Raw genomic sequence first — 22876 nt, forward strand, 5'->3', positions numbered from 1 at the left:
GCAAGAGTACGGAGGGATACGCATGGACACTCAAGGACACGCAGTAAGCCCTTTGAATCATGGAATATTTGTCTAATTTGTCTTGCCGATAGACAGCTCACGAGTTTAGATTCCCAACATCCCATTCACCGCCGCTCGGTCAGGATCTGGGCAGGACTGGTTGATCTCAAGCGCGCACCCCGATGTGCGCCTCCCCCGCCGGGGGACCTGGAGGCACCATGACCCTGCGATCCCTCGGGCGCGCGCTCGCCGCCCTGACGGCCTTTCTCGTCCTCACGCTCGTCCTGGCGCGGCCGGCGCGCGCCAAGGGCTCTTCCGTCGATGAGCGGCTCGCCAAGGTGCTCGCCCGACACGGGTTCACCGGAGAGATCGAGTCGACGCTGGAGTCGCGGCTCGGGCGGAAGCTCGACAAGAAGCTCGCGAAGCTCGGGCGTGACCTCTTCTTCGACAGCGTCCTCGGCCTGAACGACGACAACTCGTGCTCAGGCTGCCACGCGCCGACCGCGGGCTTCGCCGACACGCAGTCGATCGCCATCGGCATCGACAACAACGGCGTCGTCGGGCCGCACCGCACAGGGCCGCGCAACCAGCGCCGCTCGCCCACCATCATCAACACGGCCTTCTACCCCACGCTGATGTGGAACTCGCGGTTCTTCGCCGTGTCCGGCGACCCCTTCGACAACAGCCAGGGGTTCTCGTTCACCGCGCCGGAGGGGATGTCGCTCTCTTCCCTGCCGCACCTGCTCAACGCCCAGGCGTTCATCCCGCCGACCGAGGTTACCGAGATGACCGGGTACGAGGCGCCGCAATCGCACGATGTCGTGCGCGAGGAGGTCACGGCGCGCGTGAACGACGTGAAGGCGTACCGGAAGCGGTTCGCCAAGAGCTTCCGGGCGGTGAAGCGAGGGGACGACATCACCTACCAGATGATCGCGGCCGCCATCGCCGAGTTCGAGATGTCGCTCACGTTCGCCGACGCGCCCATCGACAGGTTCGCCCGCGGCCGCCGGCACGCGATGACGCTGGAGCAGAAGCGCGGCGCGCTGCTCTTCTTCGGCGAGGCGGGGTGCGTCAGGTGCCACGCGGTGTCGGGGGAGTCGAACGAGATGTTCAGCGACTTCCAGCAGCACGCGATCGGCGTGCCGCAGATCGCGCCGACCGACGATCCGGCGCACTCGAACGTGGTCTTCGACGGCCCGAACGCCGATGAGGACTTCGGCCTGGAGCAGGTCACGGGGGATCCGGCCGATCGGTACAAGTTCAGGACCTCGCCGCTGCGCAACGTCGCCCTCCAGCCCACGTTCTTCCACAACGGCTCGTTCACGTCGCTGGAAGGCGCCATCCGCCACCACCTCGACGTCTACACGTCGGCCACGGAGTACACGAACAAGCACCTCGATCGCGATCTGCGGGGTGAGATGGGCCCGCTCGCGCCGGTCCTCGCCGCCGTCGACCCGCTGCTGCAGGAGCCGATCGACCTCACGGAGGAGGAGATCAGCTGGCTCTGCGCCTTCGTGGGAGAGGCGCTGCTCGACCCGCGCGCGACGCCGAAGCGGCTCGAGGCGCTCATCCCGGAGGAGCTCCCGAGCGGGCGCGAGGTCCATCGCTTCGAGTAGCCGCGGGCCGGGCGGGCGGCGCTCACGCGATCGAGCGCCCGCCGGCGCCCCGGCTCAGCTGCGGTCCAGGCAGCTGCTCAGCGATTCCTTCTGGATGCTGCACTCCTCGTCGTACTTCGCAGAATCGCAGTGGTCCTCGGCGTGGTTCCGACACTCGAGATACGACTCCCAGGCGTCGTGACAGCCTGCCTCCTCGGCGGCCTCCGTATCGGCGCTGCACATCGCGAGGCAGCTCTGCTCCGTCATGGCGTCCCCCGGGCACTCCACGGCTTGCTCACAGAGCTCGGGGCAACCCTCCTCGCCGTGCTCGTCGCTGCAGCCCACGGCGACGAGGGCGAGCACCAACATGGTCATTACCTTCATCGGCCCACCGTATCACGAGCGCGACGCCGCGCGCTGGCGCGGCCCAGGTCGGCGCCAGTGCGCAGCAGCAGCCAGGGCGGCGCGCCGGCTCTCTCCGGCGACCGCTCCCGGGAGGGCGCAGCTCAAGGCAGCAGCCGGGAGAGGAGGCTCCACTTCGCCGAACGACCGGACTTCATGGCGAGGACCGTGGTCACGCCGATCACCCCCGCCGTGAGGGCGATGTTGAGCGGCCCCATGACGCCGAGGAGCCGCTGCAGCGCCGCGGCCTTCGCGGGCGGGCGCGGCGCCGGCGCTTCACCCTCCTTGAGGAGGGGCACCCCGCCGTCGGGCGCCTCTTCGCGCATCTGCTGTCCGCCCAGCATGCTGGCGACGCTCGTGGCGAGCGTCGCGCCCAGGAGGATGTCCTTCAAGCGCACCAGATCGCGGGTCTCACGGTCGATCGATCGCCCCGAGATCACCGTCCGCCCGATGAACCAGGTGGCCGCGGCGGTGCCGAGCGAGATCGCACTGACGAGGTTGTACCGCTGCCATGCGTCAGAGAGCACCTTGCCCCGCTCGGCCTCGGAATGGATGTCCTTGACCGCCTGGCGCAACGCCAGCCGGCCGAAGAGGGGACCACCGAATCCCGCGGCCAGACCGAGCTCATGCAGCACCCATGCGGACGTCGAGAGTGTAGCCATGTCGTTCCACCTCGCCGCGACGCACAAGCAAGATCGTGCCCAGGGCTTGACTGCGCGCCAGGATCCTGGCCGTCGCAGGCGCGCCGTCTCGGCAGCGCGCCGGCGTCCGCGAGATCGGGCCCGGCGCGGCCCCGACGAGAACGGCGCTTGCCCGGCGCCAGGTCACGTCGACAGGTACGTCGCGCCGCCGCGCAGCACGGCATTCCCGCGAGCGCCGCTGAACTCTCGTCCGGCGGATGAACCACGCTCGTCGACGAGCGCGGCGGCGGCGGGGCGGAGCACGTCGGCCACGGCCTGCCGCCGCAGCCGGTAGAGCTCGCCTTCGGCGAGGAACCCGTGGGAGGGCGGGAGATCGCCGTCTGCCATGCCCGGCGCTCCGGTGCCCACCTGGTCGAGCGCGCGCGCGAAGGCCGCGGCGACGCGCTCTCGCAGGCGCGCGCCGCCCGTCGTGACGGCCCATCGGACGAACGCCCAGGCGAGCTCCGCGTGGCGGGCCTCGTCGCGCGCGATCGCCTGGAGCGCCATGCGCACCGCCGGCGGCTCCGCCGCCTGCGCCGCGACCTCCGCCTCGATGGCCGAGAGGGTCTCTCCGACGCAGCCCTCCACGACGGTCGCCAGGGTGATGGCCTCGAGCGAGCCGAGGTCGTCGAGCGCGCCCTGCAGGGGCAGCGGGCCGACGCCCACCGGCTCCCCCGCGTACGCCGAGGCGATCGCGAGCGCGACGCGCGCGTGCCGCACCTCGTCGAGCGCCGCGCGGTGCGCCGCTTCGAGCAGCTGGGGAGGCGCGCCCTGGGCCATCAGCGCGAGCGCGAAGCGGCCGAAGGAGGCGACCGAGGCGTGCTCGTTCTGGCCACGCTCGGCCCAGCGCCGGGCGAGCTCACGGCGCGCCGCGGGCGCGAGCGCGCTCAGGTCGGTGTCGGCGAGCGCGCGCTCGAAGCGCCGCAAGTCGGTCTGCGACCACGCGCTCGGGGCGTGCGCGAGCGGCGCGACGCGGGGCTCGCCCCGGACCAGGAGAGGGCGCCCTTCACAGGAGATGGAACCGACGAGGTAGCAGCAGCTCGCCGGATCCGACGCCGTTCGGTTCGCGTAGGGGCCCTGGATCCACCCGGCCGCGCCCTCGCCCTCGGCGCTGCACGTACACGTCCCCGAGCCGGGCGGCAGGTCGTCGAGGTGCGGCGCAGCCTCGGCGGCCGCAGGGCAGGCGCCGCCGACCGGCGCCGTGCAGTGCACCTCGTAGCAACACTGGCCGTAATAGCCACCGTCATGAAACGGCCCGATGCAGGTCGGATCCGGATAGGGATCGAGCGGCGCCGAGGCGTCAGGGGGATCGACCTCGCCGCCTCCGCCGGCCCCCGATGTCGCGCCAGCCGTCGAGCTCGAGCTGGAGCTGGATGTCGCGCCTTCAGGCGAGCTCGAGCCGGAGCTCACCCCCGACGTCGCGCCTCCAGGCGAGCTCGAGCTGGAGCCGGACTCGATGTGCGTGCCGCAGCCCGACACCAGCGCAAGGCTCGCGCCCCACTGGGATGCGACCAGGATTCGAAGCAGGAAGTTTCGCATGGACGGCGACAAGCAAGGCATGTACCGGGCGAACACACGTGTCTCTGGGCGCCGGGAGAGCACCGCCGTGCCAGCATGTGCCATCGCCCTGTCCCCTCCACGCAGCCTCGGCCCCTGCTGCCGGTGGACCTTCCATCCGGCCGCGGCCCTGGATACCGGGTCTCGATGTCACCAACCCACCCGGACCGCCGGGCAGATCTGGAGCGGCGCGAGGGTGCGTCCGTCCCGAGGAGGCCTCATGCGGATCGTTCTCGATAGCTCCGTCGCCATCGCCTCGATGAAGCCCAGAGAGCCCGGGCACGCGGACGCGCTCGCCTTTCTCGAGCGCGCCCGCGCCGCCGTGGCCGCGGGCGCGGCGCGCGTGCTCGCGCCGCCCGAGCTATGGCTGGAGGTGTACGTCGCCGAGCAACGGCTCGCGGTGTCGCGGCGGGCCGCGCCCGCGGCAACGAGCCCGCTGGGAGGCCTCGCGATCGAGCTGGTCGCGCCCGTGGACGCAGGCGCCATCACGGAGTTCCTCGACCAGCTGACGAGGCGCATGCGCGGCCGCAGGCCCTTCGCCAACGCGACTGACCTCGTGTATCTGTGGGCCGCCCGCCGCGCGAATGCCACCGTGGTGACGCTCGACGAAGGGCTCCTCAAGTACCACGGTGTCGTCTGCGATGTGACAAGGCCGCAGCACGTTCGGCTCGAATCCGGATAACGCGTCGCAGCGAGCGGCGAATGCACGTCGCGACAACCGCCGTCCGAGGAACGTCGAAAAACAGCATCTCTGGATGGTCACGGCGCAAGTTTACACTCCGTGCAAATGCACTTGTCGCACCCGGCGAGGGCAGCTATCCCTGAGCGTCGCAGCGGAGCGCGCGGAGCTCGCGAGCCTGGGCTGCGCGGCGAGGCGCATGCGAAGTACATCGCTTATTTCACCGGTCCTCCCGGTGAGCTTGGCCCTTTTGACCACCCTGGCTGCGCCGCAGGCCCACGCCCGCCGCGCCGGGCTTGCGGTGGAGGGGTGCAACGGCTGCCACACCGGCGGCGCGGAGCCAGATATCACCATCGACTATAGCCCCAAGAACCCGGCGGCCGGCGAGACGGTGACTCTGCAGGTGCAGATCCGGTCTGCCAACATCAACGCCGGGGGCATCTATCTCCTCACCGAGACAGGTCGGCTCTCCCCCATCAACGGCCAAGGCACCAAGCTCATCGACGAGCACCAGCTCGTCCACGACGCGCCGAAGCGGGCGAGCGGCGGGGCCGTCCGCTTCGACGCGCAGTGGATCGCGCCGGGCGCGCCGGGCGGGGTCGTCGTCCAGGTGTGGGCCCTCGCGGCCAACGGCGACAACGGCCCGCGCGGAGACGGCGCTTCGTCCGCCGACACCGCGTTTGCCTACGGATGCACCGGGACGACGTATTACCTCGATCGCGACGCCGACGGCTACGGCGACTCCAGCGTGCCCAGGGTCGATTGCACCCGGCCGGCCGATCACGCCGAGCGCGGCGGCGATTGCGACGACTACAGCGTCAACATCCATCCCGATCAGGAAGAAGCCTGCAACGAGATCGACGACGACTGCGATGGAGAGGTCGACGAGGAGCTCGAGGTCACCACGCAGTATGAAGACGCCGACGGCGACGGCTATGGCTCGTTCTTCGGCGCGACGGTCACGGCGAAGTGCCCCCCCGAGGGGTACGCGCCGAGCTCCAACGACTGCAACGACAGGTCCCCTGACGTCCACCCGGACGCGACCGAGACATGCAATCTCGCCGACGACGACTGCGATGGCCGCATCGACGAGGGCGTGCGCGAGGTGTGCGGCGTCGGGATGTGCGCGCGGGAAGCGACCGCGTGCGCCCCCGGGTCATGCACGCCCGGCGAACCGAGCGCCGAGGTGTGCAACGCGCTCGACGACGACTGCGACGGCGAGGTCGACGAGGACCCAGGCCTCTGCGCGCCCGGCGAGGGCTGCCCGAGCGGCACGTGCAGCAGCGGGACCGGCGCCGGCACGGCCGTGAGCGCTGGCAGCGCCGGCAGCGCGGGAAGCGCGGGAAGCGCCGGCGGCGGCGTTGCCTCCGCGGGCTCCGCGGGCGGCGGCGCGCCGGACGAGGGAGGAGCGGACAGCGGCGGTTGCGCCATCGACGCCGGCGACCCCCGCGGCGGGTCTCCGTGGCGGCTGCTGACGCTCGCCTCGCCGTTCGCCCTCCTCGCGTTGCGGCGGCTGCGGAAGAGTGGCACCCTACGGTAAGCCTTCCTTCCGAGCCTGAGGTCAACACGCATGCTCTACCGCCGCTTCGGTCGCACCGAGATCAAGATGCCTGTCCTTTCGTGCGGAGGGATGCGGTACCAGCAATCCTGGAACGACAAGGACCCCATCTCGCCCGCGAGCCAGCGCAACCTCGAGGCGTGCATCGAGCGGGCGCTCGAGCTTGGCATCTATCATATCGAGACCGCGCGAGGGTACGGCACGAGCGAGGAGCAGCTCGGGAAGATCCTGCCGACGCTGCCGCGCGAGCGGCTCATCGTCCAGACGAAGGTCAGCCCCGAGGCGGATCCAGCGAAGTTCCTTGCGACGTTCGAGCGGTCGATGAAGCTCCTCCGCCTCGATCACGTCGACCTGTTCGCCCTCCACGGCGTCAACGACGAGACGCGCCTCTCGTGGTCGCTGCGCAAAGGTGGCTGCCTGGACGCTGCGCTCGAGCTGAAGCGGCAAGGCCGCGTGCGCGCGGTGGGGTTCTCGACGCACGCGGCGCCGCGCGTGATCACCGCCATGGTGCAGGACGGCCGCTGCGATTACGTCAACCTGCACTGGTACTACGTGAATCAGCTCGCCTGGCCGGCCATCCAGGCTGCGGCCGAGCAGGACATGGGGGTCTTCATCATCAGCCCCACCGACAAGGGGGGCAAGCTGTACGAGCCGAGCGACAAGCTCGTGCGGCTCTGCGACCCGCTCTCGCCGATCGTGTTCAACGACCTCTTCTGCCTCGCTCGCCCCGAGGTCCACACGATCAGCGTCGGGGCGGCGCGCCCGTCCGACTTCGACGAGCACATGAAGGCCTTGCCGCTGCTCGACGGCGAGGGCGCCCCGCAGGCCGCGCTGGCGCCGATCCTGCGCAGGCTCGACGAAGAGCTCGAGCGGGTGCTCGGCCGCGCGTGGTGCGACACATGGCACGTCGGCCTCCCCGACTGGGAAGCCGTCCCCGGGCACGTCAACATCCGCGAGATCCTGCGGCTGTACAACTTCGCCCGCGCGCTCGACATGACGGCCTACGGCAAGATGCGGTACAACCTCCTCGGCAGCGGCGACCACTGGTTCCCGGGGAACCGCGCCGATCGCGTGCGGGAGCTCGACCTCGCGCAGGCCCTCGCGGGCGCGCCGCAGCGGCACCGCATCCCCGAGGTGCTGGCGGAAGCGCACGCGCTGCTCGCAGGGCAAGAGGTGAGGCGCCTCGGCAAACACTGAGTCTGGGCCTCGCGCCGGCCCGGCGAGCGGCGCCTCGGCGGGTGAGCCGGGCGCGCGCCGCTGTCGGTCACGGAGGCGCGCCGACTTCCAGGCGAGCTCCTCGCCAGCCCCACAGGGCCACCAGCATGCCGAGGTGCGCGGCCGCGTAGAGGGCGAGCATCGCCCGCAATGTCAGCGAGGCGTCGAGGAGCAGCGGAAGCCCGACGCCTGCCCAGCCGATCACGAGGAGCCCCGAGATCGTCAGCGGCCCGCGCGTCCACGGCTCGCCTCGCTGCAGCCCACGGGCGGCGAGCACATCGAGCGCGCCCGCGGTCCACTGGGCGAGGCTGATGAAGGCGAGATGAGCAGCCCGATCCGCGTGCGGAATAACGCCCTTCTTCGCGACGCCAGCAAGGACGCAGGCCGCGTGCGCAGTGCCGCCCAGGAGCAGCACGATGCCCGTCACGAGGGCGAAAGACGCCAGCGCGGGACGTGGAGACATGCCGCCCAGGATACCCGAGGAGCGAGCATCCGCGTTGCAAAAGCGGAGACGGCCGACAGCGCACGGTTCTTGCCGCCTCCTGCCCTTGTTCGACATCCTGCCCTCGTGGGTCAGGGACAGTCGTTCCAAGGAGGTCTCTCATGCGCATTCACGGTACAGGGACGATGGCGCTCCTCTGCGCGCTCGCGTTCGCCGCAGCGGCAGGCTGCAATTCGGGCGGAGGGGATAGCGGAAGCGGCGGAGCGAACGCGGGCAGCGGCGGCGCGGGCGCTGGCAGCGGCGGAGCGAGCTCCGGCACCGGCGGCGCGGGGGATGGCAGCGGCGGAGCGGGCGCCGGCGCCGGCGGCACGGGGGACGGCGGCGGCGGCGCAGGCGCTGGCACCGGCGGCGGGGCGGAGGAGCTGAGATGGTATCTCACGTGCGGCGATCCGGTATGCAGCGGGCACCGGCCCCGCGACGGGGTGAAGCCATGCACCGACGAGAAGGAGGGGGAGCCGTGCGCCGCACCGGACGCGACATGCGATCCCGCGAACGACTGCAACGCGCAGCTGCTCTGCACGAGCGACGATCCGAGGCAGCGGCCGGAGGGTTGCCCCAGATCCCGCGCCCGGTACAAGCACGATATCCGGTACCTGCAGGAGACCGAGCTCGCGCGCGTGCGCGACGAGCTCGTCGCCACGCCGCTCGCGACCTGGCGTTATAACCACGAGGGCGGGCACGGCCGCGAGCGTCTCGGGTTCATCATCGACGACAATCCGGCGAGCCCGGCGGTCGCGAGCGACGGCGACCACGTCGACCTGTACGGGTACACGAGCATGGCCGTGGCAGCGATCCAGATGCAGCAGAAGCAGATCGCGGCCCTCGAGCGTGAGCTCGCGGCGCTCCGCAAGGAGCTCGACTCGGCGCGGCAGGCGGCGCGCCCACCGGCGCCCAGAGCGGCCGGTCGAGCCACACGATAGAAACACGATAGAACAGCCGCAAGCGTCGAGCGCCGGCGTCACTCGTCTTCGAAGGCGTGCCGCCGGAGCTCCGCGTCGATCCGCACCACCGACCGGGCATGCGCGCGGCGCGCATCGGCAAACAGGGCCGGGTGAGCGCAGGCCGCGAGGATCTCGAGCGACTCCACGATGCGGGGACCGGGGCGATTGAAGAAGGCGTTGCCGTCAGCAATGTACACGCGGCCTTGCGCCACGGCCCGATACGTCGCCCAGGGCAGCACACGGGGGAGGAGATCGAGCTCATCGAGCGTGCGCTCGAGGGTGAAGCCGCACGGCTTGATCATCACCACGTCGGGATCGAGCGCGGCGAGCGCGGCCGGCGAGAGCGTGGGCGCGTGCTCGCCGGGTCGCGTCACGAGGGGTTCCCCGCCCGCGAGGGTGATGAGCTCCGGCATCCACGTGCCGCCGATCATGACAGGGTCGATCCACTCGACCGCGAGCACGCGCGGCCTGCCCGGCGCCGCGGCCGCGCGCGCGGCGACGGCGGCGACGCGCGCGCGCAGCCGCTCGACGAGCGCCTCGCCGCCTGCCGGGCGGCCGATCCCCTCGGCGACGCGGCGAATGTCGGCCCAGATGTCGTCGAGCCGCGTCGGGTGCAGGTTGATGATGCGCACGTCCTGCCGCGCAAGGCGGGCGACGGCCGCGCGGACGTCATCGAACGACACCGCGCAGACGTCGCAGAGGTCCTGCGTCACGATCACGTCCGGCCGCGCCTCCCGGAGGGCGTCCAGCTCGATGTCGTAGACCGCGAGCGCGTCCCGGAGGACGTCGCGGACCGCGGCGTCGATCTCCCGGCTGGAGCGCGCCGGCCTGAGCCGCGGGCGCGTGAGCACCGGGAGGCCGGTCAGCCCCTCGGGGAAGTCGCACTCGTGCGAGACACCGACGAGCTCGCTCTGGGCGCCCAGCGCGCAGACGATCTCGGTCGCGGACGGCAGCAGGGAGGCGATGCGCATGCGCGGTATTCTATCTCCTGGCGATCCCCGCGGGGGGCGGTGCGCACGATGCTCGTGGTGGGCACAATGCTCGTGAAGACAGGAGGTCCCCATGAGACTGCAAGGCAAGATCGCGCTGGTCACAGGGAGCAGCCGGGGCATCGGCCGCAGCATCGCTGTCCGGTTCGCCCGGGAAGGCGCCGACGTGGCGCTCACGTACCACAAGAGCAAAGAGGGCGCCGAGGAAGCCCTGGCAGAGGTCGAGGCCGCAGGAAGGCGAGGTCATCTGTTCGCCGTCGACGTCGCCTCCGTCCAGAGCGTGCGGGGGCTCTTCCAGGAGGCCGTCGCGCGCTTCGGCCGGCTGGACGTGCTGGTCAACAATGCCGGGTTGGAGAAGCGGGCGCCGTTCTGGGAGGTGACCGAGGAGGACTACGATCAGGTGATGAACACCAACCTCAAAGCGGTGTTCTTCGGGAGCCAGGCAATGGTCCGTCACCTGCACGAGGCGGGGCGGCCCGGCAAGATCATCAACATCAGCTCGGTTCACGAGGATCTCCCGTTTCCCCACTTCGCGTCGTACTGCGCCAGCAAGGGGGGCGTCCGCATGCTCACGCGCACGCTCGCCGTGGAGCTGCGCGGCACCGGGATCACCGTGAACGCCATCGCGCCGGGCGCGATCGAGACGGAGATCAATGCCACGCTGCTCAAGGATCGCGACAAGCTGAGCGCGTTGCTCGACCAGATCCCGCTGGGCCGCCTGGGAAAGCCAGAGGACGTGGCCGGGCTCGCCGTGTTCCTCGCCTCGGCGGACGCCGATTACGTGACCGGCTCGACCTACTTCGTCGATGGCGGGCTGACCTGGAACTACGAGGAGCAATAGGCGGGCACGGCCCCTCGCCGAGAAGCGGCGTCGTTCGACAGCCTGAGCCGAGAAAAGTTTCCGACAGAATGCAATGCAGCGCGGCCGAGACCGGCGCCGGCGACCTGCCGCTGCGATGCCTGGGCGCGGAACATCTTTTGCGCAAGCGTAACCCGCGTAACCCGCGTAACCCGCGTAGCCCGCCACGACACATCGCATTTTTGCGTCACGCAGCCAGCTCGTTGTGGCACCATGCGCGCATGACGGAGATCAAGACCTATACAGGCGGCTGTCACTGCGGGAAGGTTCGCTACGAGGTCAAGGTGGACCTGAGCAGTCCCGTGGTCATGTGCAACTGCTCGCGCTGTTCGAAGCTGGGCGCGATGCTGGCCTTCGCGCCGGTGGACCAGCTCACGCTCAAGGAGGGTGGCGACGTTCTCACCGACTACCAGTTCAACAAGAAGGTCATTCACCATGTGTTCTGCTCGGTCTGCGGCGTCGAGTCGTTCGCGCGGGGAGTCGGTCCCAACGGACAGGAGATGTGCGCCATCAACGTCCGCTGTCTGGACGACGTCGATATCGACACGCTCAAGACGATGAAATTCGACGGGAAGAGCCTGTAGTCGCGCCCGGGCTGGCCGGGTCCGCGCCGAACGCGGCCGCGGCCAGCGCACCGGGCCACGGGCCCGGACGGCGCGGCCGCGGCCGACCATCGCCGGCCCTGCGCCAGCGCACCTCCCGCTCGCGCCCCTGGCCAATCCGCAGGCGCGAGCCCGGGCGACACAGGTAGACTGGCGCCCGATGTCGATCGAACGAGCAAGCGCGCTCCTGGCCTCGGCCCGCTCAGCCCTCTTCATCACCGGCGCGGGGGTCTCCGCGGCCTCTGGCATCCCCACCTACCGCGGGATCGGAGGGCTCTACAGCGAGAAGGCGACCGACGAGGGGCTCGCCATCGAGGAGGCGCTCTCGGGCGAGATGTTCCAGCGGCGCCCGGAGGTCACGTGGAAGTACGTCCACCAGATCGAGCGCGCGTGCCGCGGCGCGCGGCTCAACGCAGCGCACGCGGCGATCGCCCGGATCGAGCGCCGCCTCGCGCGCTGCTGGGTGCTCACCCAGAACGTCGACGGGTTTCACCGCGGCGCAGGCTCCACGAACGTCATCGACATCCACGGAGATCTCCACCGCATCCTCTGCACGCGCTGCCCTTACGAGGCGCACGTCGACGATTACGCGGAGCTCGCCCCGTGCCCGCGCTGCCCGGCGTGCGCCGCCGTGCTCAGGCCCGATGTCGTCCTCTTCGGGGAGATGCTCCCCCTGGAGAAGGTCGAGATCCTCCGGCGGGAGCTCGCGCGGGGGTTCGACGTGGTCGTCTCGATCGGGACGTCGAGCCTGTTCCCCTACATCACGAGGCCGGTCCTGGAGGCCGCGCACTCCGGGGTCCCGACCATCGAGATCAACCCGGCGCTCACCGCGATCTCCACCGCCGTTTCGGTGCGGCTCCCGATGCGCGCTGTCGAGGCGCTGGAGGGGATCCTCTCCCGCATCGAGCCCGGCAGCTGACCGCTCGCCGGGTCCGCTCGGCCGAGCTCCGACCCCTCGCCGGCACCGACGGATTCGAGAGCAAGACCCGGAGTGCGGCGATCTTCGCGCGCGTTAAGCTCGCCTCGTGACCCGCAAGAAGCGCCGGAAGGAGGCAGACGACATGTCGGGAAAGGCCCATGCGCTCGCCGTCGGGGTAAAGAGCGACCCTCGCTGGGCAGCCGTGATCGCCCGCGACGCGAGCGCCGATGGCAAGTTCTTCTACTCGGTCAAGACGACAGGCGTGTACTGCCGCCCTTCCTGCGGCGCCCGCCCAGCAAGACCCGAGAACGTCGGCTTTCATCCGACCGCGGCCGCCGCCGAGCGGGCGGGCTTCCGGCCGTGTCTGCGCTGCAAACCCGACCGGCCCCCTCTGGCCGAGCGCCAGGCGGCCCAGATCGCCGAGCTGTGCCGGTTCATCGAGAGCAGCGAGCAGGTGCCGAGCCTCGAGGAGCTGGCGTGCCATGCCGGGCTGAGCGTCTTCCACACGCATCGTGTCTTCAAGGCCGTGACGGGGGTGACGCCGAAAGCCTATGCAGCAGCGCACCGCGCCAGGCGGATGAGGGCCGAGCTCGGCAAGAACGGCACCGTGACCCAGGCGATCTACGCAGCCGGGTACAGCTCGGGCGGGCGCTTCTACGAGCAGTCGAACCAGGTGCTGGGCATGACGCCCACGAGGTACCGCGCCGGAGGCGCGCAGATGGAGATCCGGTTTGCGATCGGGGAGTGCTCGCTCGGCTCCATCCTGGTCGCCGCCACGGCGCGAGGCGTCTGCGCCATCCTGCTCGGCGACGACCCGGCGGAGCTGGCGCACGATCTCGAGCGCCGGTTCCCTCGGGCCCACCTGCTCGGCGCCGATGCCGGGTTCGAGCAGCTCGTCGCAAAGGTGGTGGGCCTCGTGGAGCGCCCCCGCGCCTCGGTCGAGCTGCCGCTCGACATCCGCGGCACGGCGTTCCAGCAGCGCGTCTGGCAGGCGTTGCGGGACATCCCTGGCGGTACGACCGCGAGTTATGCGCAGATCGCCTGCTCCATCGGCGCTCCGAGGGCGGTCAGGGCCGTGGCGCAGGCGTGCGCGGCCAACGCGCTGGCCGTGGCGATCCCGTGCCATCGTGTGGTGCGGAACGATGGCGGCCTGTCGGGCTATCGCTGGGGTGTCGAGCGCAAGCGCGCGCTGCTCGACCGGGAGGCGGGCGCTTGAGCGCGCGCCGCGACGACGTCCCGATCGCGAGCCGCGTGGACGAGCGGGTGGCGGCGGGGGACTGGGCGCGCGTGTCGCGGGATCTCGACGCGCAGGGCTGCGCCGTGATCGAGGGCTTGCTCGCCCGGACCGAGTGCGACGATCTGGCTGCATTGTACGCGTGCAATGAGCTCTTTCGCAGCCGGGTGGTGATGGAGCGGCACGGGTTCGGGCGCGGGGAGTACAAATACTTCGCGCACCCGCTGCCCGCGCTGATCGCCTCGTTGCGGACCAGCATCTACCCGCGCCTCGTGCCCGTCGCCAACCGCTGGAGCGCCGCGATGGGCCTCGAGGTCCAGTATCCGGAAGAGCACGCGCGCTTCGTGGAGCGCTGCCACGCCGCGGGCCAGGTCCAGCCGACACCGCTCCTGCTGCAGTATGGCGAGGGTGACTACAACTGCTTGCACCAGGACCTCTATGGCGAGCACGTATTTCCGCTCCAGGTCGCGGTGCTTCTCTCCGAGCCCGAGCGCGACTTCGCGGGCGGCGAGCTCGTGATGACGGAGCAGCGCCCGCGCATGCAGTCTCGACCGATGGTGGTGCCGCTGCGCCAGGGTGATGCGGCGGTGTTCGCGGTCCGTCATCGACCCGTGCAGGGCACGCGGGGAGTGTACCGGGTCAACGTCCGGCACGGCGTCAGCCGCGTGCGCTCGGGGCATCGCCACACGGTGGGCATCATCTTCCACGACGCCGCTTGATGGCACGCGAGGGGTCCGCAGGCGAGTCCGTCGTGCGGCAACCTCGTTGCTATTGCTTGCCGGTCGCCTCGTCCGGCTTGTTACTCGGCCGGCTCCTCTTCCCCCAGCCGGTCGAGCTCGCCCCAGAGCTCGTCCAGGTCGACCACCAGCCCATCACACCCTGGCACCGCCTCGACGCGCCCGCCCGCGGCTGCCTGCGCCCACACGTAGCGCCCGTCCGGCCCGAGCTCGTAGATCTCCAGCATCCTCGTCGCCGGATCGAGCAGCCAGTACCAGCGCACGCCGAACGCCGCGTACTCGCGCAGCTTCTCGATGCGGTCGCGGTGGACGTCGCGCGGCCGCGGCGAGACCACCTCGATCATCACGTCCGGCGGGCGCCGCATGGGCCCGCGCCGTGGCGGGGGCCTATGCCCGGGTAGCACCATGGAGACGTCCGGCTTGCGCCCGCTGCCCTCGCGGAGGAGGTACTTGAGCTCCGAGCCGGCCACGAAGCCCCCGCGGGCCGCAGCCCACGCGCCGAGCACCCGGATGAGCCACATGACGGCGGTCTCGTGGATCCAGTCCGGCACCTCTTCCTCCACGAGCACGCCGCTGACGAGCTCGCCCGGCTCGTCCTCGGCGAGCTCCAGCCAGGCCTCATCGCTGAGGCGGTCCGAGCTGTCCAGAGCAACGGCGGCGCCAGCCATCACGGCTTGTGAGGATAGCACGCTTGCGCCCCCCGGCGGCGGCAGCGCTCCCCTCCCCGGCTGCCCGCTTCCATCCCGTCACCCCGGCTCCGCCGCCGCCCCCGGCGGCGCGGCCGGTTCGGCCTTCTTCGGCTGCTTCTTCCGGCGGCTCTCCAGCCACGCCCTGCGCTTCTCCACCCACTTGGCGAGATCCTTCGCAAGCCAGCCGCCCTTCTGCCGCCCCACGATCTCCCGCAGCAGCAGCGCGGCCTGGCCGTGGCCGATGCGCATCGCGAACAGGTCGTCCATCACGATCTTCGCCCACCGCGTCCGGCGCACCGAGTCCATGTGATCGACGAACTGCTCTACCCGGAGCAGCACCTTCGTCCCGACCCCCGTCTTGCCCGTCACCACGAGCGCCGCCGTCTTCTCCTTGTCGAGCGCCTCGAGCCTGCGGATCGCCCCGTCGATCAGGTTCGCGTGCTCCGCCCACCCGGCGCCGCCCTGCTCCTTCGCCGCGCGCGTCGCGGCGAGCGCCTCGCGCAGATCGATCAGGCCGAAATCCGAGTACGACAGGAAGAACGTCAGCACCTCGCGCCGCGCCGACGCGTTGCTCTGCATCCGCTCGATCGCGGTCCTCACGCGATCCATCGAGAGCCACCGGTAGACGAAGTCGAGCCCGGTCCCCTTGATGTTCTGCGACCCCATCAGCCGCGCGTCGAACCCCGGCGGGATCTCGCGCGTGATGAAGTCGATCACCTTGTCCCCCTTCGCGTCGGCGTTCCACAGGACCGCGATGCGCTCGAGGCACAGCTCGCGGAACGCCGCGCGGAACGCCTGGTTGGCCTCGGCGTCCGCGCCCCGCGACAGCGCCGCCTCCACCTCCGCGCGCGCCTTGTCGCGGCGGGCGAGACGGCGCGCCAGCCGCGCCGCGTGGTGGACGATGTCCGGGCGGATGTCGTCCTCCCCCGCCGGCGGCGCGTGCGCCTCCAGCGCCTGCTTCACCGCCGCCTCGATCGCCTCGGGCTCCCCCTTCTTCCCCAGAACCCCGGGGCCGCCCACGATCGCCGCCGCCGCCGCCTCGTCGATCGCCGGCAGCGCGCGCAGCATCCGGGTGAGATCCTCCTCGAAGGCGCCCGCCCGCGCCGGGACGCCCAGCTTCTTCATCTGCTCGTCGAAGCGCTCGAGCGCGCGCTCCTTGCCCCCGTCGCCCGTGATCACCATGTCCCGGAGCCGCGCGTCGAGCCCCTCCGTGATGAACTGCATCATCCCGCCGAGGTTCGAGTTGATCAGCACCACGTGATCGACCCCGATGTCCTCCACGATGATCTGCGCGAACACGCGCGACCGCGCGACCCGGTCCGCGCGGTTGTTCACCACCATCACCGTCGCCTTGCCGGGCGTCGCGTCCATGTCGTGCTTGTCGAACGCGAGCCGCGTCCAGTTCGACATGAACCCGGCGCGCTCGTTCGCGCTCATCCCGTTCGAGAACGTCAGCTTCCGCCCCCGGTACTGCACCGTCGGGTACGTCTTCAGGACGCCGAGGTCGAGGATCACGTGATCCGCGATCTCGACCAGCGCGAACTCGCGATCGACGCCGAAATGGTCCGCGAGCGCCAGCACCAGCGCCACGTTGCGCGGGTGCTCCTGGTACGGGAGCCGATCCAGGAGGTCGACCGGCAGGAGGTCCGCGTCGATCGGCGGGATCGCGACGAGGTTCGTCCCCTTCCGCTGCGCCTGGTCCTTGAGCAGCGGGAGCATCTGCTCCTCCGTCGTGAACGACAGCCCGTCCGTGGGCATGAAGCGCGCGATCACCCGGGCGACGTCCTCGCCCCCGGGGCCCTGGATGTCCTCGTGATCCGGGTAGGCGTTCGTCAGCGTCGTGATCTCGTCGCGCATCCACTCGGAGCAGAGCGTGTCCACGAAGAGCGGCTGGAGCGCCATGCACTCCCACAGGAACACCTGGGCGCGGAGGTTCCGCCCGGCCGTGAGGATGTTCCGCTGCTCCCAGATCGTCGCCTTGTCGTACGGGCGGTAGATGAAGATCTCCTGCGCCGGCAGGTCGCGCATGGCGTGGATGAACATCGCCTCGCAGCCGGTCGTCTTCACGACGACGTCGTAGCGGAGCGCGTGGAACAGCGCGGCCTTGAGCCGCTCCGAGCCGCTCTTGCCGCGCGTGCCCCAGCCGCCGATCGTGAGCGGGATGCCCCGGCGGGCGCGCTCGATCTGCGCCGCGATCCACGCGGCCCGCAGCACCATGTACGCGAGGACGAGGAACACGATCCACGCGAGCTGCGTCGGGACGTTGCCCGCCGGCGAGACGAGGTACGAGAAGAAGCCGTCGATCCAGACCGGCACCGACGGGCCGGCGAGCCAGTCGCGGCCGCTCTGGAGCAAAGGCGGCAGCGCGACCGCGAGGTACTTGCCCGGCAGGTGCGGCTCGATCGCGTACGCGCGGCCCTCGACCTCGCCCTCGGTGTCGCCGAGCGCGACCGTGAAGCCGAGCTCGCCCGTCATCAGCGTGAACTTCTTCTGCTCGGCCGGCTCCTGCGCCACGAGCGCGCGCATGCGGGCCTGGGCGTAGCGGTCGTAGCGCAGCGTGAGCAGGGCGCGGGCGCGCAGCCGGTGCGCGAGCTTGGCCGGGCCGCGCACCGTGACCGTGCCGCGCGCCGTGATGAGGCGGATCTCGCGCTGGCTCAGGCTGGCGGCGGCGAGCAGGTCGTCGATGCGGGGGACGAACGGCCCCCAGCCGCCGACGGGCGGGTAGACGTGGCGCTCGCCCGGCACGCGCGTCGGCGTGACCTCCGCCATGCCGACCGGCGGCGCGACGAGCTCGCCCGCGAACAGGCGGCCGTTCGTGTGGATCCACCCCTTGCGCTTGTCCGGCATCGGCGTGCGCATCTCGTGGATGAGCCGCCAGAGGCGGAAGCCGCGCGGCTCGCCGCGCGTGAGCACGTACCGTCCCCGGCCGCGGCGCCGCAGCGTGTACGTCATGTCGCCGCGCGACGCGACAACGAGCGCGCGCTCGACGTCCCTGGGCTCGGCGTCGTCCGGGAGCTCGACCGGCGCGCTCTCGCCCTCCAGGAGCTCCGACGCGGCGGCGAGGAGCGTCTGGCGGATGTGCTCGGCGACCGGGCGGCTCTCGACCTCGAGCAGCCGCAGCGCGGCGGCGGCCTCGTCCGACAGGTCCGGCGAGATCGCCGGGCGGCTCGCGAACTCGGCGAGCAGCTCGACGAAGGTCCCCGGAGGCAGCGGGGCGTAGGGCCCGGCGCAGAGCGTGCGCACCGCCTCGAGGGCCGCGCGGGACGCGAGCGGCGGGCCTGGCTTCGCGAGGGCGAACCGGACGGCGCGCTCGGCGAACGGGGCGGCGTCCGCGTGGTCGGTCGCGCGCCGCGAGAGCTCCCGCAGCGCGTACCCGCGGACGCGAGGCGACCCGTCGCCCTCGGCGATCTCGACGAGCGCCGTGAGGGCCTCCGCGCCGCCGAGCTCGACGAGCTGGCGCACGAGCTCCTGGCGGACGTGCTCGCTCGGGTCGTCGCGGGCGAGCAGCGCGATGGCGAGCGGGTCCGCGCCCGCGGGCGCCACGCGGGCGGGCGGCGCGCCGGCGGCGGGATCGGCGCTGAGCCGGGGCGCCGAGTCGGGCGCGGGCGTGTCGGGCGGCCCTTCGCCCTCGCGGGCGCCTCCGGAGGCGGCGGCGGCCTCGGGCGCGATGCTCGACCGGCTGGCGCGGCTGGCCTGCGCGCCGTTCCAGCGGCGCGGATCCCGCGGGGCGCCGGCGAGGCGCGCCGCGCGGTCGAGCGGGATCACCGGGGCGGACGGGCGCGCCGCCGCGCCGAGGAGGCGCAGGGCGTTGCGGCGGAGGATGGGGCCGTCCTTGTCGGCGGCGTCGCGCGCGCGGAGGCGCTCGGCCAGCAGGGAGAACGCCTCGTCGGGGAACAGGAGGACGCCGATCTCGAGGGCGGCGATCTGCACCCAGCGGGACGCGTTGACCCCGCGCGACCACGCCAGCACGGAGCGGGCCGCGTCGAGCCCGAGGTGGCCGAGGCGCTCGCGCGCCGGGAGGCGGTGCAGGAGGGCGACGGCGGCGAGCAGCGCGGCCCGGCGGACGGGCGCGGGGCGGCTCGGCTCGGCGTGCGCCATGGCGAGCCGGAGGACGCCGCCGTCGCGGGCGACGTGCACCGCGTCGGACGGGTCGTCGAGGTGCTTCGCGAGGTGGGTGAGGGCGTGGTAGGCGACCTCGATCTCGTCGAGGCGGTCGGCGATGGCGGTGGCGAAGCGCTCCTGGGCCGCCTCGAGGTCGAGGTTGCGGCCGAGCGCCGAGAGGTCGCCGGCTCGCTCGACGCGCGCGGCGACCCAGCCGAGCAGGGAGGCGGCGCCGCCCCTCTCGCGTTGCTCGCGCTCTCGCGCCCAGACGCGGAGCTGCCGGGCGAGGAGCTCGCGCCGCTCGGCGGGGGTGGCGGCCGACTGGTAGGCCAGCACGAGCGCGGACTCGGCGCTGCGCAGCCGGTCGACCTCGGCGGCCGCGCCGTCGGCGCACCGGGCGAGCGCGGCGAGCAGCGCGGGCCTCGGGTGCTCCTCGTCGCCCAGATCGGCCGTGACGCGCGCGACGACCGTGGCGATGGCGCGCGGGCGCAGGCGCACCTCGATCTGGGGGAGGCTGTCCTCGATGACCTCCAGGATCGACCGCGGCGCGGCGGTCCAGGAGTCAGGCGACTCGCGCGAGCTCACGGCGCCTCCGCGAGCGCGCGAGGGCGAAGGGGACGCGCACGAGGGCGGAGGCGGCCTTGCGTGGGGGAGCGAGGGGCACCGTGCGGCGAGACCATCGGCGGGCGAGCAGCGTACACCGTCGCGCGGAGCTGTCGTGAGCCGCCGCTCGTGCGATCTGCGCGCCCCTCGCCTTCCCGCGCGCGGGCGGACGGCTCAGCCTGCCGGGGTTCGGAACGAGAGCGTTTTCCGCCCACCTCTGCCACGTGCAGAGCAGAGCGGCGGTCTCCCGCACAGGAGACGGGCCCAGATCGGCGTTTTCGGCGCGCAAGCGCACTCCGGTGCGCTGAGCACCGAAAACGCCGATCTGGGCCCGTCTCCGAAGCGGGTGACCGTCGCTCTAGGGCGAGCCCTCGGCGAACGTATCGCAGTCCTCGACGCGGCCGCCCTGCATGCCGCGCTTGAACCAGGCGACCCGCTGCGCCGACGAGCCGTGTGTCCACGTCTCCGGGTTGACCCTGCCGGTCGCGGCCTTCTGCAGCCGGTCGTCGCCGATCGCGGACGCGGCCTTGAGGGCCTCCTCGACGTCGCCCGCCTCGAGCAGGTCGCGCTTCGCCGTGGAGTGGGCCCACACGCCGGCGAAGCAGTCCGCCTGGAGCTCCATCTTCACGGAGAGCGCGTTCTTCTCGCCCGGGCGCGCGGCCTGCAGCTGGCGCAGGCGGCGCTCGGTCCCGAGCACGTTCTGCACGTGGTGGCCGATCTCGTGGGCGAGCACGTACGCCTGGGCGAAGTCGCCCGGCGCGCCGAACCGCGCCTTGAGCTCGCGGTAGAAGCCGAGGTCGATATACGCCGTCCGGTCCGCCGGGCAGTAGAACGGGCCCATCGCCGACTCGCCGATACCGCAGCCCGACCTCACGGAGTCGGTGAAGACCGTCAGCACGGGCGCCGGATAGCGCTGCCCCGTCCGGCTGAACACCTGCGTCCACACGGCCTCGGTGTCATCGAGGACGAAGGAGACGAAGTCGACGAGCCGCTCCTCCTCGGGCGAGCTCGAGCGCCCGCTCTGCGCGCCGGGGGTCGCGGACCCCTGACCGAGCCCCGACAGGAGATCCTTCCCGAAGACGAGCGAGAGCACGAGCAGGATCACCGTCCCGCCGATACCGAGCTTCGCTCCGCCGGATGCGCCGCCGGATGCGCCGCGGAGGTCTCGGAGGTTCGCACTGCGTTTCCCAGGTGTCCAGCGCATGGCCAGCGCATGTATAGCGTGGACCGCGCATCGGGTGAAACCTTAGCTTTCGGTCAGGACGTGGGGCATCGCTCACCTGGTCGTGGCGCCGGCGTGGTCACCCAGGCCCGCCCGTGCCCGCTACGGGCCGAGCACCGAAGCCGGCCCGCGTCGAGCATCGTCGACCCAGGTGAGACCCGTAAGGGGCCATTCCCATGGCGATGGCTGGGCGGTTACCATCATCCACCCCAGCATCATCAGACATCAATGTGCCAAATATGGCATCATGAGCTCCCAATCAACATCGCTACCGCGTTCAAGCTCGTCAGGGACTCCGGCCGCGCGCTCCGGCGAAACCAGCTCCAGGAAATGTTTGTAGCTCGCTGCCTGCACCATCGGATCCTCATCCCGCGCGACGGACTGAGCCAACGCGCGTAGCACAATGTCCCGGTCTTCGCGACTCGACGCGGAGAATGTTGCAAAATTCCAGAGAATACTCGACGCCTTCAGGCGACAGTATAGATCGGCATCTTGATGCAGCATGTGGATCACAGCATCCACGTAACTTCGCCTTCCCCAGAGCGCGACCAGGACGGCCGCCGCCCTCTCGCGGAGCGCTGGCTCCCCATGCTGCAATAGCATAGCGATGGCCTTTTCGTGTTGGTACAGACGCTCTGAGCCAATTCTCGAAACAGCAGAGGCTCGATCCGTTGCAGCTGCGCGCTCATCGTAAATTAGCCGCCCGTCCTGCGCGCCCGATTGGTTCTTTCTCATTTGATTACCTTGACGTCAAGAATCGCTTCGCACGCGCGTGAAACTCTGCGAGGGATTCAGCCTGCGCGGACAGGAGCTTGCGCGGTGTCGATGGCGCATGAACGGCACGATCGGCTCACCCACCTCACCGGCCTCGGCATCTTTATGTGGCGCATGGACATGGTGAGGATTATCCACTCGACGTGGACCAGCGACGCGCGCGCCGGGCTGCACGACCACCGCGACGGGCTCCCTCACCTTCTGGCAGGGAGAGAGAGCAGTAATACAGGGAGGGGGAGAACAGTAACATGGGTCCGATTCGGTTTTGGAGCTCCGCCTGACCGGAGTCCCGGAGCTCCAAGAGCTCGCATAGAAAGATCGCCGTCGGGACCATCAACGAGCTTGAGCGCAATACCGTCAATGAGCTCGTTCGTCGGCAACCGAGAAGAGCAGCCAGGCCGCCGTAGAGCTTTCACTCATCCTTGCTCTCCCACCCCTCAGCTCGCGTCTTAAGAAGCGCGGCTCGTAGCCCCCCCCGGACGGTCGTGCGCGGCCGCCGGGCTCGCCGCGCGGCCCAGGAGTTGACCGCGCACCGCCTTCGGTAGGAACCTCCGGCGGCACACGTATACCTCTATATCAGAGCTGACTGCACTCCAAATACTCAATAGAGAGCCCTACACGCAAATAGCAGGGATAAGACGCTCGAGATACCATGTAAAATCAACGACACCAGAAACCCCCTGCACATCGCGCGTATTGATAGTAAGACTGACCAACAAACTATCATCACTTGGATTCAAAAGAAATTCCCCACCGGACCCCGTATCCTCATACACCAAGGAAACGCCAACCAGCTCCCCCTCACCCTCCTTGCTCTTGATTACGGCGACCACCTCTGGCCACCGATCAAGCTCCGCCCACTGCCAATCAAACTCACCACGATCTCCCACTGGCAAATAGTTTATATGCCCATGATCATCATAGGACCACCCAGCAGCAAGCAACGAGCTCACGACACCATAAACATTCAATCTGAGCTTCGAAACAACAGCAACAATGGATGCCGATCGACCCATCC

General features: G+C 70.7%; 20 protein-coding genes. 10 read left to right on the top strand and 10 right to left on the bottom strand.

Translation table 11 applies throughout. From position 1 onward, the window contains the following. Nucleotides 1–218 precede the first annotated feature (218 nt). Nucleotides 219–1616 carry a cytochrome-c peroxidase gene (locus WMF39_RS40270; RefSeq protein ID WP_437741746.1) on the top strand — a complete coding sequence of 466 codons (1398 nt, stop codon included), beginning with the start codon at nucleotides 219–221 and terminating at the stop codon, nucleotides 1614–1616. Between the two features lie 54 nt (nucleotides 1617–1670). On the opposite strand, the gene WMF39_RS40275 is transcribed toward WMF39_RS40270, so the two are convergent. From WMF39_RS40275 to WMF39_RS40285, 3 genes are all read right to left on the bottom strand, one after another. Next, the gene (locus WMF39_RS40275; protein ID WP_437741747.1) at nucleotides 1671–1979 is read right to left on the bottom strand and encodes a hypothetical protein; all 309 of its coding nucleotides are present in this window, start codon (nucleotides 1977–1979) and stop codon (nucleotides 1671–1673) included. 122 nt (nucleotides 1980–2101) lie between these two features. Beyond that, complete coding sequence (locus WMF39_RS40280; RefSeq protein ID WP_437741748.1) at nucleotides 2102–2659, bottom strand: hypothetical protein; 558 nt, start codon at nucleotides 2657–2659, stop codon at nucleotides 2102–2104. A 162-nt stretch (nucleotides 2660–2821) separates the two neighbouring features. After that, nucleotides 2822–4216: a hypothetical protein gene (locus WMF39_RS40285; protein WP_437741749.1), complete on the bottom strand. Its 1395-nt coding sequence runs from the start codon at nucleotides 4214–4216 to the stop codon at nucleotides 2822–2824. A gap of 238 nt (nucleotides 4217–4454) precedes the next feature. Between WMF39_RS40285 and WMF39_RS40290 the strand changes: the two genes are divergently transcribed. The 3 genes from WMF39_RS40290 to WMF39_RS40300 all read left to right on the top strand — a co-directional run bounded on the left by WMF39_RS40290 (nucleotide 4455) and on the right by WMF39_RS40300 (nucleotide 7668). Further along, nucleotides 4455–4916 carry a PIN domain-containing protein gene (locus tag WMF39_RS40290; protein ID WP_437741750.1) on the top strand — a complete coding sequence of 154 codons (462 nt, stop codon included), beginning with the start codon at nucleotides 4455–4457 and terminating at the stop codon, nucleotides 4914–4916. 232 nt (nucleotides 4917–5148) lie between these two features. After that, complete coding sequence (locus WMF39_RS40295) at nucleotides 5149–6453, top strand: putative metal-binding motif-containing protein (protein WP_437741751.1); 1305 nt, start codon at nucleotides 5149–5151, stop codon at nucleotides 6451–6453. Between the two features lie 30 nt (nucleotides 6454–6483). Then, nucleotides 6484–7668 (top strand): aldo/keto reductase, encoded by a 1185-nt coding sequence (locus WMF39_RS40300; RefSeq protein WP_437741752.1) that lies wholly within the window; start codon nucleotides 6484–6486, stop codon nucleotides 7666–7668. Between the two features lie 67 nt (nucleotides 7669–7735). Here the strand turns inward: WMF39_RS40300 and WMF39_RS40305 are convergent, their stop codons facing one another. After that, entirely contained in the window at nucleotides 7736–8113 is a 378-nt protein-coding gene (locus WMF39_RS40305; RefSeq protein ID WP_437741753.1) for a hypothetical protein, read from the bottom strand. 176 nt (nucleotides 8114–8289) lie between these two features. On the opposite strand from WMF39_RS40305, the gene WMF39_RS40310 reads away from it, so the two are divergent. Then, nucleotides 8290–9108 (top strand): hypothetical protein, encoded by an 819-nt coding sequence (locus tag WMF39_RS40310; protein ID WP_437741754.1) that lies wholly within the window; start codon nucleotides 8290–8292, stop codon nucleotides 9106–9108. 38 nt (nucleotides 9109–9146) lie between these two features. On the opposite strand, the gene WMF39_RS40315 is transcribed toward WMF39_RS40310, so the two are convergent. Next, on the bottom strand, nucleotides 9147–10100 hold the full coding sequence (locus tag WMF39_RS40315; RefSeq protein ID WP_437741755.1) for an ABC transporter substrate-binding protein: 954 nt from the start codon (nucleotides 10098–10100) through the stop codon (nucleotides 9147–9149). Nucleotides 10101–10191: 91 nt separating this feature from the next. Between WMF39_RS40315 and WMF39_RS40320 the strand changes: the two genes are divergently transcribed. From WMF39_RS40320 to WMF39_RS40340, 5 genes are all read left to right on the top strand, one after another. After that, a complete protein-coding gene (locus WMF39_RS40320; RefSeq protein ID WP_437741756.1) occupies nucleotides 10192–10959 on the top strand; it encodes an SDR family NAD(P)-dependent oxidoreductase in 768 nt (255 codons plus the stop codon). A gap of 239 nt (nucleotides 10960–11198) precedes the next feature. After that, entirely contained in the window at nucleotides 11199–11561 is a 363-nt protein-coding gene (locus tag WMF39_RS40325; RefSeq protein WP_437295241.1) for a GFA family protein, read from the top strand. A 178-nt stretch (nucleotides 11562–11739) separates the two neighbouring features. Next, on the top strand, nucleotides 11740–12498 hold the full coding sequence (locus tag WMF39_RS40330) for an NAD-dependent deacylase (RefSeq protein WP_437741757.1): 759 nt from the start codon (nucleotides 11740–11742) through the stop codon (nucleotides 12496–12498). Nucleotides 12499–12640: 142 nt separating this feature from the next. Then, a complete protein-coding gene (gene ada / locus WMF39_RS40335) occupies nucleotides 12641–13714 on the top strand; it encodes a bifunctional DNA-binding transcriptional regulator/O6-methylguanine-DNA methyltransferase Ada (protein WP_437748095.1) in 1074 nt (357 codons plus the stop codon). Further along, a complete protein-coding gene (locus WMF39_RS40340; RefSeq protein ID WP_437741758.1) occupies nucleotides 13711–14451 on the top strand; it encodes a 2OG-Fe(II) oxygenase in 741 nt (246 codons plus the stop codon). The genes ada and WMF39_RS40340 overlap by 4 nt, the downstream gene beginning before the upstream one ends. Nucleotides 14452–14531: 80 nt before the next feature. Here the strand turns inward: WMF39_RS40340 and WMF39_RS40345 are convergent, their stop codons facing one another. The 5 genes from WMF39_RS40345 to WMF39_RS40365 form a co-directional block, all read right to left on the bottom strand. Continuing rightward, the gene (locus tag WMF39_RS40345) at nucleotides 14532–15137 is read right to left on the bottom strand and encodes a Uma2 family endonuclease (RefSeq protein WP_437748096.1); all 606 of its coding nucleotides are present in this window, start codon (nucleotides 15135–15137) and stop codon (nucleotides 14532–14534) included. A 78-nt stretch (nucleotides 15138–15215) separates the two neighbouring features. Beyond that, nucleotides 15216–19844 carry a capsule biosynthesis protein CapB gene (locus WMF39_RS40350; protein ID WP_437741759.1) on the bottom strand — a complete coding sequence of 1543 codons (4629 nt, stop codon included), beginning with the start codon at nucleotides 19842–19844 and terminating at the stop codon, nucleotides 15216–15218. 376 nt (nucleotides 19845–20220) lie between these two features. Continuing rightward, a complete protein-coding gene (gene ypfJ / locus WMF39_RS40355) occupies nucleotides 20221–21066 on the bottom strand; it encodes a KPN_02809 family neutral zinc metallopeptidase (RefSeq protein WP_437741760.1) in 846 nt (281 codons plus the stop codon). 243 nt (nucleotides 21067–21309) lie between these two features. Beyond that, nucleotides 21310–21819: a hypothetical protein gene (locus WMF39_RS40360; RefSeq protein WP_437741761.1), complete on the bottom strand. Its 510-nt coding sequence runs from the start codon at nucleotides 21817–21819 to the stop codon at nucleotides 21310–21312. A 653-nt stretch (nucleotides 21820–22472) separates the two neighbouring features. Further along, nucleotides 22473–22874 carry a hypothetical protein gene (locus WMF39_RS40365; RefSeq protein ID WP_437741762.1) on the bottom strand — a complete coding sequence of 134 codons (402 nt, stop codon included), beginning with the start codon at nucleotides 22872–22874 and terminating at the stop codon, nucleotides 22473–22475. Between the last annotated feature and the right edge of the window lie 2 nt (nucleotides 22875–22876).

Source organism: Sorangium sp. So ce1504, assembly GCF_051521635.1.
GTDB lineage: Bacteria > Myxococcota_A > Polyangia > Polyangiales > Polyangiaceae > Sorangium > Sorangium cellulosum_B.